The organism is Maricaulis sp., from assembly GCF_048270095.1.
GTDB lineage: Bacteria > Pseudomonadota > Alphaproteobacteria > Caulobacterales > Maricaulaceae > Maricaulis.
Genome location: NZ_JBLWTL010000005.1, coordinates 81,738 through 96,372 on the forward strand (window position 1 = coordinate 81,738; position 14,635 = coordinate 96,372).

The window sequence follows — 14,635 nt, forward strand, 5'->3', positions numbered from 1 at the left end:
ACTGCCTCAAATCACAACCTCGCCCGCCGGCTCGCGCATATTATAGCTCGAGGCCATCACGCGTCCGTAGGCCCCGCCATTGGCGATGAGAAACACGTCGCCCTCAAAGCTCTCCGGCAAGAGCCGCTGCGCGCCCATCTTGTCGGCGGTTTCGCAGATCGGGCCGACAATATCGGCGACATAAGCCGGCGCATCATCGAGCCGCGTCAGGTTGAAGATCTCGTGCCGTGCGCCGTAGAGCGCCGGGCGGATCAGACTGTTCATGCCGGCATTGATGCCGACAAAGCGCGCATCCGGAGTCTGTTTCAGCTGGGTGACGCGGGCCAGCAGCACGCCGGCCTCGGCGATGATGAACCGGCCTGGCTCGAGCCAGAGCTTGTATTGCGGGAAGGCGGTGTGGAGATCGCTCAGCACGGCGCCGAGCGCGTCCATATCAATGCGGCGGGCGCCTGAGGCCTCGTCGACACCCAGCCCGCCACCGAGATCGAGAATGCGCACATCGGGCAGGACGCGCGCCGTCTCGGCCAGGAAGACACCGACGCGGCGCCAGTGATCGGGATCGCTGATGCCGCTGCCGGAATGCACATGCAGGCCGATGATTCTGGCACCGGCTTTGGCGGCGAGTTCGATGCCCTCAGGCAGTTCGTCGGCATGCAGGCCGAACTTGGCGTCGGGTCCGGCGGTGCGGACATGCTTGTGATGGCCCTCGGGGCGCTGGGGATTGACCCGCAAGGTGATCTCCGAACCGGCGAAAATCTCCGGCCAGTGGCGCAACGGGTGCAGCCCGTCCAGGGTGAGGTGAATGCCCAGCTCGATCGCCTCGGCATATTCGCTGCGCGGCGCGAAATTCGGCGTGAACAGGATGCGGTCGACCGGTAAGCCCGGCACGGCGGCCATCGCGGCGCGGACCTCGCCGATCGAGACACACTCCACTCCAAGCCCGGCGGCAACCGCCGTGCGGATCACATCGGGATGGCCATTGGCCTTCATCGCATACCAGCCGCGGTCCAGATGCGGCAGGTTGGCGACAGCCCCGGCCCGCGCCTTCACGGTTGCCAGATCATAGACATAGAGCGGTGCATCCATCGGGCAGAGCGCTAGCAGGGCGTCGCGCTGCGTCTTCCACCACACGGCCGGGCCGGCGGCGGCGACGGAGTCACTCTGGCCAATCTCGCGCCAGCTCGGACCGAAGGTCGGGTCGAGAGGTTTGGGCTGGATCAGCTGGTCGTGCAGGCGGCGGCAGAGCGGCTTGCCCTGGTCTTCATCGACGACAACGGTGAGGTTGAGATCATTCGCCGCCTGGCTGATCAGGCGGACGGGATAATGGGCAAAGGCCTCCATCGCCGGTCCGAGCTGGGACAGCAGGGCGCGCACCCCGCGCCCGACCATGGAGACGGCGGCGCAATTTTCGATCATCTCGACGCGGGCGATGGTGGCGAGTTCGTCCTGCAGCGCGGCCAGGACGGCCGGGGTGAGGCTTGGATCGGCATCGAGCGAGACGGTGACCGAGGTCTGCGAGGTCGATACCAGATCGATCGAGACCCCATGACGGGCGAAGGGCTCAAACGCGCTGGCAAGGAAGCCGGCCGCATGCCACATGCCGTCGCTCTCGAGCGTGATCAGGCGGACACCGAACTTGACCGAGACGGCTTTCAGGCGCGGGGCATCTTCGGACGGTGTGGCGCTGATCGTGGTGCCGCTCATCTCCGGGCGATGCGTGCACAGGACCTGCATCTCGATCCCGGCCTTGCGCACCGGCGCGATGGCGCGCGGATGCAGTACGGAGCCGCCCATTGAGGCAATCTCCTGGGCTTCGTCATAGCTCAGCGCCTTGATCTGGCGCGCCGCGCCGGTCAGGCGTGGGTCGGCGGAGAAGAAGCCGGGCACATCGGTCCAGATTTCCAGCCGTTCGGCAGAGAGCTTGGCGGCGAAATACGCCGCCGACGTGTCCGACCCACCGCGGCCAAGCAGGGCGGTATCGCCATCGGGACGCCGCGCGATGAAGCCCTGGGTGAGGGTGACCGTGAATCCGCCGTCATCAAGGCGTTGATGTAGACCGGCATCGGGGCCGTACGCGCAATCGGCGCTGAGATAGCCGCTGACCGGACCGCCGGTTCGGCTGGTCAGCAGGTCGCGGGCGTCGAGCCATTGGCACTTCACACCGGTCTGGTTGAGCCAGGCGGCGCTGAGGCTGGTCGCCATCAACTCGCCCTGGGCCATGATGCGGGCCCGCGAACGTGCCGAGGCATCGCCGGTCAGGGCCAGTCCGGCGCGCAGCTGGGTCAGCTCGGCGAAGCAGGGTGCCAGCACGGTCTCGCCTTCAAGCGCCAGCTCCGCCGCGAACTTGATATGCTGTGCCTTGATCGCGTCGAGTTCGGCCTCGCCCTGGCCCGCCATTGCGGCGGTGATCAGGGCTTCGAGCTGGTTGGAGATTCCGGCCAGCGCGCTATGGACCACGAAGACGCGCTTGCCGTCGTCGCGCAGGGTTTGGATGCGTTTGGAGATCATGCGCCAATCGGCCAGCGATTTGACGCTGGTGCCGCCGAATTTCAGTACGATCCAGTTTTGCGCGTTGTCCATGATCATCTCCTGCCCGCGAAAGGGCGCTTGGCTCCTTACAGGCTTGGCGTCTTGGGGCCAATGGATAGTTGCCGGTCAGCCTGCTTTTCTGCGGCGCTGCCCGACGCCCGGAGTTTCGCGTTTACCCTTGCGGCAATTCGTGCAAGAGACTGGCGATGATGCCTTTTCAGATCGCCAAGACGCCTTCCGACGCCGTTGATCAGCTTGTTGTGCTGTACCAGGGCTCCGTTGAACGCCTCCAGACCGCCCTCAAAGCCTTCCTCGATGGCGGTCCTCCACCCAGTCCCGAAGCCCGCGCCCAGGGCGCTTTCGCCTATCCGGAATTACGCGTGACCTACCTGCCCGAAGGGCCGCCGCCGCCGGTCAGCCGGGCGTTCGGAAAGTTTACCGATGCCGGTGTGTTCGCGACTTCGATCACCCATCCCGAATTGTTCCGCGATTACCTGATCGACCAATTGACCCTGCTCAATGACGAGTATGAGATCACGATCGAGACCGGCCTGTCGGCGGTCGAAATGCCGTTTTCCTATGCGCTGGATGATACCGATCATCTCGACATGAATGCGGCCAGCCCGGCCGAACTCGTCAGCCATTTCCCCTATGCCGATCTGAGCAAGGTCAATGATGATCTGCCCAATGGCCTCAGCCCGTCGACCCCGGGCGAGGTGCGGCCGCTGAGCCTGTTTGCCGCGCCGCGCGTCGATTTTTCGCTGCAGCGGCTGCGCCATTATACCGGCACGCCCTATGAGGATACGCAGCAATTTATCCTGTTCACCAATTATCACCGCTATGTCGATGCGTTTTCGGCCTGGGCGATCCGGCAATTGAAGGAAGACAATGACTATGAGTCATTCTCGGCCGCCGGTTTTGTTGAAGTTGATGCCGACACACCCAATGCCCATGCCATTGTCGAGGGCGCGCCCTGGCGCCGCTTCCAGATGCCGGCCTATCACCTCAAGGCACCGGGCGGGCGCGGTATCACGCTGGTCAATATCGGCGTCGGTCCGTCCAACGCCAAGACCATCACCGACCATCTCGCCGTCCTGCGCCCGCAGTGCTGGCTGATGATCGGCCATTGCGGCGGGCTGCGTCATTCCCAGCGTCTCGGCGATTATGTGCTGGCCCACGCCTATCTGCGCTATGATGGCGTGCTCGACGAGGACCTGCCGATCGAAGTGCCGGTGCCGCCGATTGCCGAGATCCAGATTGCTCTGGCCAGTGCCGTTGCCCGGGTCAGCGGTGACAAGGGCGAGGCGCTCAAGGCGCGCCTGCGCACCGGCACTGTGGCGACCTTCGCCGACCGGAACTGGGAATTGCGCTATGCCGCCCAGGCGCGGCGCATCAATCAGTCGCGCGCCATCGCGGTGGACATGGAATCGGCGACGATCGCCGCCAATGGTCTGCGCCTGCGTGTGCCCTATGGCACCTTGCTCTGCGTCTCCGACAAGCCACTGCATGGCGAGCTGAAACTGCCGGGCGCGGCCAATCTCTTCTACCAGCGCTCGGTGTCCGAACACCTGGCGGCCGGTATCGAGACGGTCGAGATCCTCAAGCGCGATCGCGGCGCGGCGCTGCATTCGCGCAAGCTGCGCAGCTTTGACGAACCCCCCTTCCGCTAGGCCTGAAGGCGCAAAGATTGTGGGCGGCGGGCCTTGCCGCGCTGCCCACGATTGCGTACCTCCAAGCCATGACACGGATCACACCCCTCGACGGCGTTCACAATTTTCGCCACTTCCACGGCTATGAAGCCGCCGATGGCACGCGTGTGCGCCCCGGCCTCTATCGTTCCGGCCATTTCTCGCGCTCCAGCGAGGCCGACCGGGATCTTGTACGCGCGCTTGGCATTACCGTCGTGGCCGATCTGCGCCGTCCTCGCGAACGCAAGCTGGAGCCCTCGTCCTGGCCGGCTGACCATGTCCTGCGGGTAATTTCCTCTGATGCCGATGATGATGGCGAGCCGCCACACCTCAAATTCCTGCGCACCGGCGATCATTCGCTCGAAGCCGTGCGGGCGTATATGCAAAGCGCTTATCGCCGCATTCCCCGGGAGACGGGCAATCAATCGGTTTTCCGCGAGGGCTTCAAGGCACTGGCCTCGGGCGAGGCCGATGGCGGCTTTCTGGTCCATTGCGCGGCCGGCAAGGACCGCACCGGGATATTCTGTGCCCTGGTGCTGGGCGAGCTCGGCGTCAGCCGGGACGAAATTATCGAGGACTATCTGCTGACCAATACGGCGGTTGATTTCGACAGTCTTGTTCCGATGGTGCGCCAGCGCCTGCAGGAGAATTATGGTCATGTCATGCCGGATGAAGTGATGCGCGCCTTTCTCGGTGTCGAGGCCGATCTGCTTCACACCGCGCTGACCACGATCGGCGATCAGGACCGGTATCTGCGCGATGTGCTCGGCATTACCGATGACGAGCGTGCCGCGCTGCGGGAGCGCTGGCTGGAGCGATGAGCCCGCTCGCCGGACAGGCAGGCTTGGAGGCCGGGGCGCGGCCCCTGCTCGAGATCACCCGGCCCTGGCGTGATCCGATTGCCGCCTTTGCCCCGCTGGCCGGCGAGGACAGGGCGCTGCTCCTGCATGATGGACGCAGTGGCCGGGCGCGCATCTTCGCCCGCCCGTCGCGCGTTTTCGACGATGGCACGCGCGCCGGTTTCGAGACGCTGCAGGCTGAATTCCGCAGGCCCGGCACGGAGGGCATGCTGGCCGGTCTGTTCGGCTATGATCTGGCATCCGCCTTTGAAACCCTGCCGACCTATCCGGCACGCTGGCCGGCGCTTGCCTTCGCGCGCTATCCGGTCTGGGCCGAATTTGACCACACGGCCGGGACGCTGATCGTGCGCGGCCGCGATCTGGAATTGATGCATGGTTTTGCCGACCTGCTGGCCTCGGGACAGGTAACCAGCCCGACAGGGTCAGGTCCCATGGCGGCACCGCCGGCAGCCGGCTGGTCGCCCCGCTGGTCGCCCGAGCATTATCTCGCTGCCGCCGCCCGCGCGCGCGACTATGTCCATGCGGGCGATGTCTTCCAGGTCAATATTTCCCAGGCCTTCGAGGCTGAACTAAATCCGGGCGATGATCCCTATGCGGTCTTTGAACGTCTGTGCCGTGCCAGCCCGGCGCCTCATGCCGCCTATTTCCGCCTCGATCCAGCCCATGTGATCCTGACCAATTCGCCGGAACGCTTCGTCTCGGTGCGCAGCGGTCATGTCGAGGCGCGGCCGATCAAGGGGACGCGCAAGCGCTCCGGCGATGCGCTCGAAGACGCTGCGCTGGCGCGTGAACTGGCCGCCAGCGCCAAGGATCGCGCCGAAAACCTGATGATCGTCGATCTGATGCGCAATGATCTCTCGCGCGTCTGTACGGCCGGCTCCGTCAATGTGCCGGTGCTCTGCGCCGTGGAAACCTATGCCAATGTGCATCATCTGGTCTCGGTGATTGAAGGCGTGCTGGACCCGGGCCTCGACGTGTTCGACCTGGTCGCCGCCAGCTTTCCCCCTGGTTCCATCACCGGCGCACCGAAAGTCCGGGCGATGCAGATCATTGCCGAGCTCGAAGGCGAATCGCGCGGACCCTATTGCGGAGCGCTCGGCTGGATTTCCCAGGATGGCGATATGGACCTCAATGTGATGATCCGCACCGCGGCAATGCGGCTGGAAGGCGATGCCTGGCACGCCACCATCCGCTCGGGCGGCGGCATCATCGCCGATTCCGACCCTCAGGCTGAATATGAGGAAACCCTGACCAAGGCGTCGGCCCTGCGCCGGGCGGTGGAGGGGCCGGCATGACGGTCTGGCTGAATGGTGAATGGCTCAATGATGAAGCGGCTGGTCCCGGCGCCGGTGATCGCGGCTTTCTGCTCGGTGACGGCCTGTTCGAGACGCTGCGCTATAGCGGCGGGCGCGTGTGCCGGCTTAAGGCGCATGAGCAGAGATTGCGCGCCAGCTGCCAGGCGCTCGATCTGACCTGCCCGCTGGACGCGGTATCGCTGGGGCCGGTCATCGCGGAACTGGCCGGGCGTGCGGGTCTGCCTGAGGCGGCGATCCGGCTGACGCTGACCGCCGGTCGCGGTGAGCGCGGTCTGGCGCGGACGGGCGCGCACGAGCCATTCTGCCTGATTACCGCCGCGCCGCTGGGCGCGCGGCCCGCCTCGCTCAGCCTGGCCAGTATTGGCCTGCAACGGTCGGGCAGCAGTCTCGCGGCGCGGCACAAAACTCTGAGCTATATTGATAATGTGATGGCGCGGCGCGAGGCCCGGCGGGCCGGGGCCGATATGGCGCTGCTGCTCGACACGCAGGGCCGGTTGTCCGGCGCCGACTGCGCCAATCTGTTCTGGCTGCGCGATGGCCGGCTCTTCACCCCGGCACTGGAATGTGCGGTTTTGCCCGGCACGGCCCGGGCGGCGATTATCGCGGCGATGGATGTCGAACAGGGCGGGTTCGGCCCGGACAGTCTGGCCGCGGCCGAATGTGTCTTTGTGACCAATGCGCTGATGGGTGCGGTGGCGGTCAGCCGGATCGATGGCGGGCCCGCCGGGGCCGGCCAAGCTGTGCCTGCGGCCGTCAAGGCTGTGCTGGACTAGCTGCGTGCGACGACAATCGACTGGCGCGGGCGCAGATAGAAGACTTCACTAATGTCGAACTGGCTGACGCCGAGCTCGCTGAACATCGTGTCGTAGCGGTATTTGACCTCGACCATGATGACCGACCGGTTCCGCTGCAAGACGCCCGCGGGCACAGGCGCGGTGCCACCAGCGGCATAGGCCGTCATGCCTACCGCATCGCTCCACTGCACGCGCACTTCGTCGGAGCCATTCATCAGCACGCTTGTGATGCGTACCTGGAGCGGGGCGGTGTTGAAGGGGGCGATGATGACGCCGCCGGCATTCATGATGTCGTCCATCTCGCTGTCGGTGATGACATCATCTTGCGCCACCAGGTCGGCGAGGGCGCTGGCCGCACTGGTAATCTTGCGATCGATGGACAAGGCGAGGCTGATCTCGACCGCCCCGAGATAGAGCAGGATCATGAATGGCGCGATCAGCGCGAATTCGACCGCTGACGCGCCGCGGTGATCGCCGCAGATCCGTTTCACAGCGCGTTTGAGGGCATTAATCATCGAAAGGCTCGTTTCGGAACACGCTCGCCGCTGACAATAGCCGCTGATTGCCACCCATATTCGACAATGCGCCACCGAAATTCGGCGTCAGCAGTGACCAGCGGTAGAAGACGCGGACCAGCACGATGTCCCCGGCCTCGCCCGGGTCCCAGCCAAAACTGGCATTGTCGAGCGTGCCGTCCGGCAGGACCGGACTGCCTTGGTCAACAGTGTCGAAGCCCTGGAAGACGCGAACGTCAAATTCCAGCCGGTCGCAATCACCAACGACTTCGATACGGGCGCAGACTTCATCCTGAAAGCCTTCGCGAGTCATGCCGGCGGCCTGCGCCTGGCCGGTGCGGATCTCGCGGGCGGTTTCGAGCACAGCATTTTCAAGCACTGTGCTGGTGAAGAATACCGCGGCAATCTCGATCATCGCGAAGAGCAGGAAGAAGAAGGGCGCTGCCACCAGTGCGAACTCGACGGCAGTCGCTCCGGAGCGATCGCGCCGTGCGCGGCGCAGCAGCCGCAGCAGCGGCTGGCCGGAAGTCTTCGACGTCGGGCAGCTCATATTCGTGACTCCACAGGATGAAGGTATGGATCGTGTGCCGTCAGGACGGGTCGCTGACGGCCGCTTCCACGATGGCCAGGCGACTCGATTGCCCATCCGTCAGCTGGGTTGTGCGTCCGAAATCATCGCCAACCCGAGGCACTTCATCGCAGGTTTCCGCACAGGAAAAGGTTGAGCGCTCCGCCCCTCGATACAGCGCCACCTGGTTTTCGGTCGGATTGGTGACCGCGATGTCGCGCGAATAGATCACCCGGCCGATGCGATCCATGGCAATGACATTGGTGCGGCCCTGCAGCCGTCCGGTCAGGACCAGGGTGCGACCGTCATGGACGAGCGCATCAGCGATGGAAGGATTGCCGATAATGATGGCCGAGGCTTCGCCGGGCAGGCGCACGACTTGTGCATGCTCGACAGCAATCGTCAGATCCTCGGCGAGCGCCGGTGCGCTGCAGACGAGGGCGATGGTCATGATGGATGCAAATCGGCAGATCATGGAGGCGCTCCGTGGGCACGGGTGATCCGTGTATGACCCATCATCTCGCGCGCGTCTGAATCTTTTCTAAACGCTGATGCAATTGTTCGAATGGAAATCAAAGCGCCAATATTGTCATTTGGTTTACTATAGCGAGCACTTGCTGATATATAGATTTTGTTAATCACGATTATTTACTGGATGGAAATTCTTCTCGTGTCTATTGGTCAGCGTTCAGGAGGGGTCGGGACGGATCGTCTCCTGGTGGTGTGGACCTTTACGGGAGTAAAAAAAATGAAAATGATTTCTCGCTTTTTCAAAGACGAATCTGGTGCAACTGCAATTGAGTATGGCCTCATCGCCGCTCTGATCGCGGTCGTGATTATCGGCGCTGTCACTGCGCTGGGCACCGAGCTTTCCGGTAATTTCGCTGCGATCACCGCCGCGATCTAAACCGCACCCGAAATACCGGGTTAAAGCAAGGCCGCTCCGAAAGGAGCGGCCTTTGTTTTGTTTGATAGCCTCTGTACTGTGCAGATTGCCATTTTCGCCAACCTGCCATTAATGCTCTGCCGCTAGGCTGCCCCGATCTGCAGACCGGGGAATGAATTCATGCTTGTTCAAATCGCCAGCCTGAGCCTTGTGGCGCTGCTTCTGTACGGTGCCTTCACCGACGCAACCCGCTTCATCATCCCGAACTGGCTGACAATCGCCGTCGCCGTGCTGTTTCCGGTTGCCGCGGTGCTGGCCGGTTTCGGTTGGGCCGATGCGGGCAATCATCTTCTGGCCGGATTGCTGGCGCTGGTTCTGGGCATGGCCCTGTTTGCACCCGGCTGGATCGGTGGCGGTGATGCCAAACTGTTTGCAGCAACGGCACTCTGGTTTGGATGGCCGGGTCTCGCCGGCTTCCTGATTCACACCGTATTGCTTGGCGGCGTTCTGGTCCTGGTGCTGCTCATTGCGCGCAAGGCGCTGCCGATGGCGGGTATCTCCCCGGAAAAGCTGGACGGAAGTGCGCTCGCACCAGCGGCACCGGTGCCCTATGGCATCGCAATTGCGGGCGGTGCGCTGTGGAGTTTGCCGGCAACGGTCTTCGCATTTCAATTTTGAAGCGCCGGAAAATACGCAGGAAATGCGGCAATGTTCGGATAGAATTAACGAGGCTTTGAGGAATTGGACGTCTCATCACGGATATATTCGTGTGCCTGAGAGGTTTGAAGCGTCCAATGAACGCGGTCCGTATTGCCATTCTTGTTGCCGCAGCCTTTGCTGCGATCGCCGTGGCATTCTTTGTCAGACAGGCGATGTCGCGCCCTGAAGCGCCGCAAGCGGTCGTGGTCGAAGAGCGCCCGGCAATCCGGATTCTGGCTGCGCGGCGCGATCTTGCGATCGGCGAACGAGTCGGCGCGGCGGACTTTTATTGGCAATCCTGGCCCGATGAGGCGATGAGCCCGGGCTATATCGCTGAAAACCGCGGTGCGGGAATTGAAGATTTTGCCGGTTCGGTGGTGCGCGCGCCGATTGGCGAGGGCGAACCCATTACCGGGCGCCGCCTGGTGCAGCCTGGCGATGCCGGCTTCATGGCTGCCGTCCTGTCGCCCGGAATGCGGGCGGTTGCGGTCCCGATCTCTGCCGAACGCGGCGCGGGCGGCTTCATCCTGCCAAATGACCGCGTCGATGTCATCGTGTCGTTCGAGGAAGATGTCGCAAGCCAACGCGGCACAATGCGGTCCTATGTGGCCCGCACCATCGTTGAGAATGCCCGTGTGCTTGCGATTGACCAGACCTATGGTGAGGGTGAGGAAAGTGTAGTCGGTGAAACGGCAACGCTGGAGCTGACCCCTGACCAGGCCCGGGCCGTGTCGCTGGCGGTCGCGCGTGGTGAGATTGCACTCGTCCTGCGCAGCCTGCTCGACAATGAGGGTGGGCCAGTCCTGCTCAATGGCGGCGAGGCTGCAGCCATGGGCCGAGAGGCTGATTCCGACAATTCCAGGCAAAGGAGTGTGACCCTGATCCGTTACGGACATTCACAGACCGTTGTTCTGGCCGGCGATAATTGAGGTCTGAGGTGATGATCCGCTCAATATTCCTGTTCGCTGCCCTCGCGATGGCTGCGCCCAGCCTGGCGCAGGCGCCCGGTAGCGAGCGCGGAAATACGATGCAGGTCTATATCCGCGAACCGGGCAATGGCCCGGTTTCCGAGAGTCTGCTTCTGCCCCTGAGCAAGGCTGCCGTCATCAATCTGCCGGTCGATGCTGTCGATATTCTCGTGACCAATCCGGAAGTTGTACAGGCTGTGATCCGGACGCCGCGTCGGGCCTATCTGCTCGGTATTTCGGTTGGGCAGACCAATGCCTTCTTCTTTGATGCTGACGGTCAGCTGATCCTCGATCTCGACTTGCGCGTCGAGCGCGATCTGGGTCCGTTGCGGGAATCGCTCACCCGTTTCCTGCCCAATGCCCGCGTCACTGCCGAAGCCATGAATGACCATATTGTCCTGTCCGGCTCTGTACCGAGCGCCGTCGATGCCGACACCGCCCTGAGCATTGCCCAGCGTTGGGTCGATGTGCCGGAGAACATCTTGTCGATGATCACGGTCGAGGGGCGCGACCAGGTGATGCTGAAAGTGCGCATTGTCGAAATGCAGCGCTCCATCGTGCGTCAATTGGGCGTCAATCTGAATGGCACGACCAATTTTGGCGAGTTCGCGCCGCCGGTGCGCGTGCAGCGCTACCAGAATATCAACGGGATCGACATTCCTGTCGTCGATTCAAACGGCAATAATGTCTTCGATACGATCAATGAAGGCTCCTATGCCAGCCAGACCACGGTGGGCACGGACAATGGCTATGGCGTCGCCGGGCGGGCCCTGGGCGGGCTGGTCATGGGCGGCACGTTGAATAATCTGGTCGACGGCGTCCTTCAGAGCTCGATCGGTGCAACCCTAAACGCACTGGAGCGTGTCGGCCTGGTACGCACACTGGCTGAGCCCAATCTGACCGCAATCACGGGCGAGTCGGCGAATTTCCTTGCCGGCGGCGAGTTCCCGGTTCCAACCGGCCGCGACCGCGATGGCAATGTGATCATCGAATACAAACCCTTCGGCGTCGGGCTCGGCTTCACACCCGTTGTCTTGTCCGAGGGGCGGATCAGCATGCGGATCTCGACCGAGGTGTCCGAGCTTTCCTCCGACGGCGCACTGGTCTTGAACCAGTCCGTCAGCACAGACGGCGCGGGCAACCAGATTGTGATCCCCGGCATGACGATCCCGGGGCTGACGGTCAATCGAACCGAGACCACGGTCGAGCTGCCATCGGGCGGCAGCCTTGTTCTTGCCGGCCTGATCCGTGAGGAGACCCGCCAGAATCTCGACCAGGTCCCCGGTATTGGCAATGTGCCGATCCTCGGTTCGCTCTTTCGTTCGCGCGACTTCCTCAACCAGGAGACCGAACTCGTCATTCTGGTCACGCCATACCTCGTCGATCCGACCAATCCCGCCGCCCTGGCGACGCCGGCGGACGGCTATGAAAATGCCAATGAGATGGATGCCATGCTCTTTGGCCGCCTTAACCGGATCTACTCCGTGCCTGGCGCCGATACCGGCGAGCGGCGCTGGAATGGTCCCGTTGGCTTCCTGTTCGATTAGTGGAGTATCCGATCGTGTCGAAACTCAGCGCAAAATGCCTCGTCATCGCCCTTCTGGGGTCGATGGTGCTGGCCGCCTGCTCCACGACGACGCCGACTGGTCTTGGCCTGCCGCAACCGAGCGCGGTTGCTGAAACTTTCCGGGCCGACATGCCTGTTGATCCGCGCGATAATGGTTTGAGCTGGGCCCAGGAGGACATGCTCCGGGCCATCGCCACCGAGTACAAGGTGCGGGGCCACGGGCCGCTGGTGATCAGCTATCCCCAGGGCGCCGCCAATGAAGATGCCGCGATCGGCGCCATCGCCGCTTCGCGCACCTTCCTTTACGAGCAGGGGCTGGACTGGCGCCAGATTACCGGCGGCGCCTATGATGCAAGCCGGCAGGTCAATGCAGCGGTCATTTTCAGCTTTACGCGCTATCGCGCCATTGCGCCTGACTGCCCGCAGGGCTGGGAAAATCAGCGCCCCGATTTCGACAATCGTCATTCGGCGCGTTTCGGCTGCGCACTCGCAACCAATCTGGCGGCCATGATCAGCGATCCGCGCGATCTCGTTGCGCCGCGCAATATGGATGCCTCCGATGCCGGACGCCGACAGACCATTCTCGACCGGTACCGGGCCGGGCAATCAACGACGAGCGAACGTAGCGAGCACGAAAGTGGCTCCGTTAGCAATGTCGGCAACTAGTTGAGGGGCGGAAGGAGCGATCATGGCTGACGCAAAACATGCCCTGAACAGGGACGCAATTCTGGACGGGGATGATCCCTTTCTCGATGCTTCGGATATCGAGCGGCTGATGCTCGGCGAGGCGGCGCCGATGGCTGCGCAGGCCGCCGCGAAACCTGCCCCGGCGGATGTCGACAGGGGGAGCCGGCGTTTTGGTGCCGGCTCGACGCCCGAGGCCGATGAATTCCTTGATAGCTACCATTCGGAAACCCCGGCACCGGCACCGCAGTCGCAAAGCTCTCTCGACGCCGAATTCGCAGAGCTGCAGGACGAGTTCATGGCGAGCCAGGCCTCGATGCCGGCCGGCGAGGCCCTGTATGGTGAGATCGATCGCGAGATTGCCGATCAGCCGGTGCCGCGTATCTCGATCGCAGCCTTTTGCGAGCGCCCCGAAACCGGGGCGCTGGTGCATAACGCGGCCGGCGACCGCCGGCTCGCCAAGGCGCATATCGCGGTTGAGCTTGGCGGACTGCCTGCGGCCATCGAACGCTATCATGACGCGACCACGCCCAATCTCCTGATTGTGGAATCAGGCATGCGCGGGCAGGGCTTGTTCGAACAGCTTGAGGAACTCGCCAGCGTCTGCGACCCGGACACCAAGGTCATCATCATTGGTGCTGCCAATGATATTGCGCTCTATCGTGAGCTGATGAAGCGCGGCGTGAGCGAGTATCTCGTGCCGCCGATGACGCCGCTTCACCTGATCCGCTCGATTTCGGACCTGTTTCTCGATCCCGAACAACCCTTTGCCGGCAAGACCATCGCTTTCATCGGTGCCAAGGGCGGTGTCGGGTCTTCGACCATCGCGCATAATTGTGCCTGGTCCTTGTCGGAAGGCCTGCAGACCGATGCCGTTCTGGTCGATCTCGACCTTTCTTTCGGCACGGCTGGCCTCGATTTCAACCAGGACCCGGCCCAGACCCTGGGCGATGCGCTCAACGAACCGGACCGGCTGGATGATGCATTGCTCGACCGGCTTCTGGTACGCTGCACCGAGCGCCTGAGCCTGTTCTCGGCGCCCGCGACGCTCGATCGGGACTGGGAGTTCACCCCGACGGAATACGAAATGGTCCTCGACAAGGTCCGCCGCCAGGCGCCCTTCGTCGCGCTCGACCTGCCGCATCTCTGGCTGCCCTGGGTTCGCGATACCCTGCTTTCGGCAGACCAGGTCGTCGTCACCGTGACGCCGGACCTCGCCTCGCTGCGCAATGCCAAAAACCTGTTTGACCTGATCGCCGGCGCCCGCCCCAATGATGAGCTGCCCAAAGTCGTGATCAATATGGCCGGTATGCCGAAACGTCCGGAAATCCCCGTCAAGGATTTTGCCGATGCGCTGGGCACCCAGCCCGCGCTGGTCTTGCCATTCGAGCCGCAATTATTTGGCAAGGCAGCGAATAATGGCCAAATGATCCACGAGCTTGATCCCAAATCCAAGGCTGCGGACGGGTTCGCTCATCTCGCCGGACTGGTGACCGGGCGCACGGCAGGCCCGATGCGCAGGCGCTCCATCGTTTCGAAACTGTTCGGAGGCTAACCCGTC

General features: G+C 63.2%; 14 protein-coding genes. 10 read left to right on the forward strand and 4 right to left on the reverse strand.

Annotated elements, in window-relative coordinates; all coding sequences use genetic code 11:
• Positions 1–6 precede the first annotated feature (6 nt).
• A complete protein-coding gene (locus tag ACN0YJ_RS04875; RefSeq protein ID WP_417495503.1) occupies positions 7–2,580 on the reverse strand; it encodes a bifunctional aspartate kinase/diaminopimelate decarboxylase in 2,574 nt (857 codons plus the stop codon).
• A 155-nt stretch (positions 2,581–2,735) separates the two neighbouring features.
• Here ACN0YJ_RS04875 and ACN0YJ_RS04880 point away from each other — a divergent pair, with 155 nt between their 5' ends.
• From ACN0YJ_RS04880 to ACN0YJ_RS04895, 4 genes are all read left to right on the forward strand, one after another.
• Positions 2,736–4,199, forward strand: a complete 1,464-nt coding sequence (locus ACN0YJ_RS04880; RefSeq protein ID WP_417495504.1) for an AMP nucleosidase — start codon at positions 2,736–2,738, stop codon at positions 4,197–4,199.
• Between the two features lie 68 nt (positions 4,200–4,267).
• On the forward strand, positions 4,268–5,038 hold the full coding sequence (locus ACN0YJ_RS04885) for a tyrosine-protein phosphatase (protein WP_417495505.1): 771 nt from the start codon (positions 4,268–4,270) through the stop codon (positions 5,036–5,038).
• Positions 5,035–6,372 carry an anthranilate synthase component I family protein gene (locus tag ACN0YJ_RS04890; RefSeq protein WP_417489154.1) on the forward strand — a complete coding sequence of 446 codons (1,338 nt, stop codon included), beginning with the start codon at positions 5,035–5,037 and terminating at the stop codon, positions 6,370–6,372. The genes ACN0YJ_RS04885 and ACN0YJ_RS04890 overlap by 4 nt, the downstream gene beginning before the upstream one ends.
• Positions 6,369–7,166, forward strand: a complete 798-nt coding sequence (locus ACN0YJ_RS04895; RefSeq protein WP_417495506.1) for an aminotransferase class IV — start codon at positions 6,369–6,371, stop codon at positions 7,164–7,166. Before ACN0YJ_RS04890 ends, ACN0YJ_RS04895 begins: the two co-directional genes overlap by 4 nt.
• Here ACN0YJ_RS04895 and ACN0YJ_RS04900 read toward each other — a convergent pair.
• From ACN0YJ_RS04900 to ACN0YJ_RS04910, 3 genes are read right to left on the reverse strand one after another with little or no spacing between them, the layout of a single operon-like run.
• Positions 7,163–7,702: a TadE/TadG family type IV pilus assembly protein gene (locus tag ACN0YJ_RS04900; RefSeq protein WP_417495507.1), complete on the reverse strand. Its 540-nt coding sequence runs from the start codon at positions 7,700–7,702 to the stop codon at positions 7,163–7,165. The two genes, ACN0YJ_RS04895 and ACN0YJ_RS04900, sit on opposite strands and share 4 nt — an antisense overlap.
• Positions 7,695–8,252, reverse strand: coding sequence for a TadE/TadG family type IV pilus assembly protein (locus tag ACN0YJ_RS04905; RefSeq protein ID WP_417489155.1), 558 nt, complete (start codon positions 8,250–8,252; stop codon positions 7,695–7,697). The genes ACN0YJ_RS04900 and ACN0YJ_RS04905 overlap by 8 nt, the downstream gene beginning before the upstream one ends.
• A gap of 40 nt (positions 8,253–8,292) precedes the next feature.
• Positions 8,293–8,745, reverse strand: a complete 453-nt coding sequence (locus ACN0YJ_RS04910; RefSeq protein ID WP_417489156.1) for a pilus assembly protein N-terminal domain-containing protein — start codon at positions 8,743–8,745, stop codon at positions 8,293–8,295.
• 273 nt (positions 8,746–9,018) lie between these two features.
• Between ACN0YJ_RS04910 and ACN0YJ_RS04915 the strand changes: the two genes are divergently transcribed.
• The 6 genes from ACN0YJ_RS04915 to ACN0YJ_RS04940 all read left to right on the forward strand — a co-directional run bounded on the left by ACN0YJ_RS04915 (position 9,019) and on the right by ACN0YJ_RS04940 (position 14,629).
• Positions 9,019–9,177 (forward strand): Flp family type IVb pilin, encoded by a 159-nt coding sequence (locus ACN0YJ_RS04915; protein WP_091766720.1) that lies wholly within the window; start codon positions 9,019–9,021, stop codon positions 9,175–9,177.
• A 159-nt stretch (positions 9,178–9,336) separates the two neighbouring features.
• Positions 9,337–9,834, forward strand: a complete 498-nt coding sequence (locus ACN0YJ_RS04920) for an A24 family peptidase (protein ID WP_417495508.1) — start codon at positions 9,337–9,339, stop codon at positions 9,832–9,834.
• A gap of 116 nt (positions 9,835–9,950) precedes the next feature.
• Positions 9,951–10,784, forward strand: coding sequence for a Flp pilus assembly protein CpaB (gene cpaB, locus ACN0YJ_RS04925; RefSeq protein WP_417477928.1), 834 nt, complete (start codon positions 9,951–9,953; stop codon positions 10,782–10,784).
• Positions 10,785–10,795: 11 nt separating this feature from the next.
• The gene (locus ACN0YJ_RS04930) at positions 10,796–12,370 is read left to right on the forward strand and encodes a type II and III secretion system protein family protein (RefSeq protein ID WP_417477929.1); all 1,575 of its coding nucleotides are present in this window, start codon (positions 10,796–10,798) and stop codon (positions 12,368–12,370) included.
• 14 nt (positions 12,371–12,384) lie between these two features.
• The gene (locus tag ACN0YJ_RS04935) at positions 12,385–13,056 is read left to right on the forward strand and encodes a CpaD family pilus assembly protein (protein ID WP_417477930.1); all 672 of its coding nucleotides are present in this window, start codon (positions 12,385–12,387) and stop codon (positions 13,054–13,056) included.
• A gap of 22 nt (positions 13,057–13,078) precedes the next feature.
• On the forward strand, positions 13,079–14,629 hold the full coding sequence (locus ACN0YJ_RS04940; protein ID WP_417477931.1) for an AAA family ATPase: 1,551 nt from the start codon (positions 13,079–13,081) through the stop codon (positions 14,627–14,629).
• Positions 14,630–14,635: the final 6 nt, after the last annotated feature.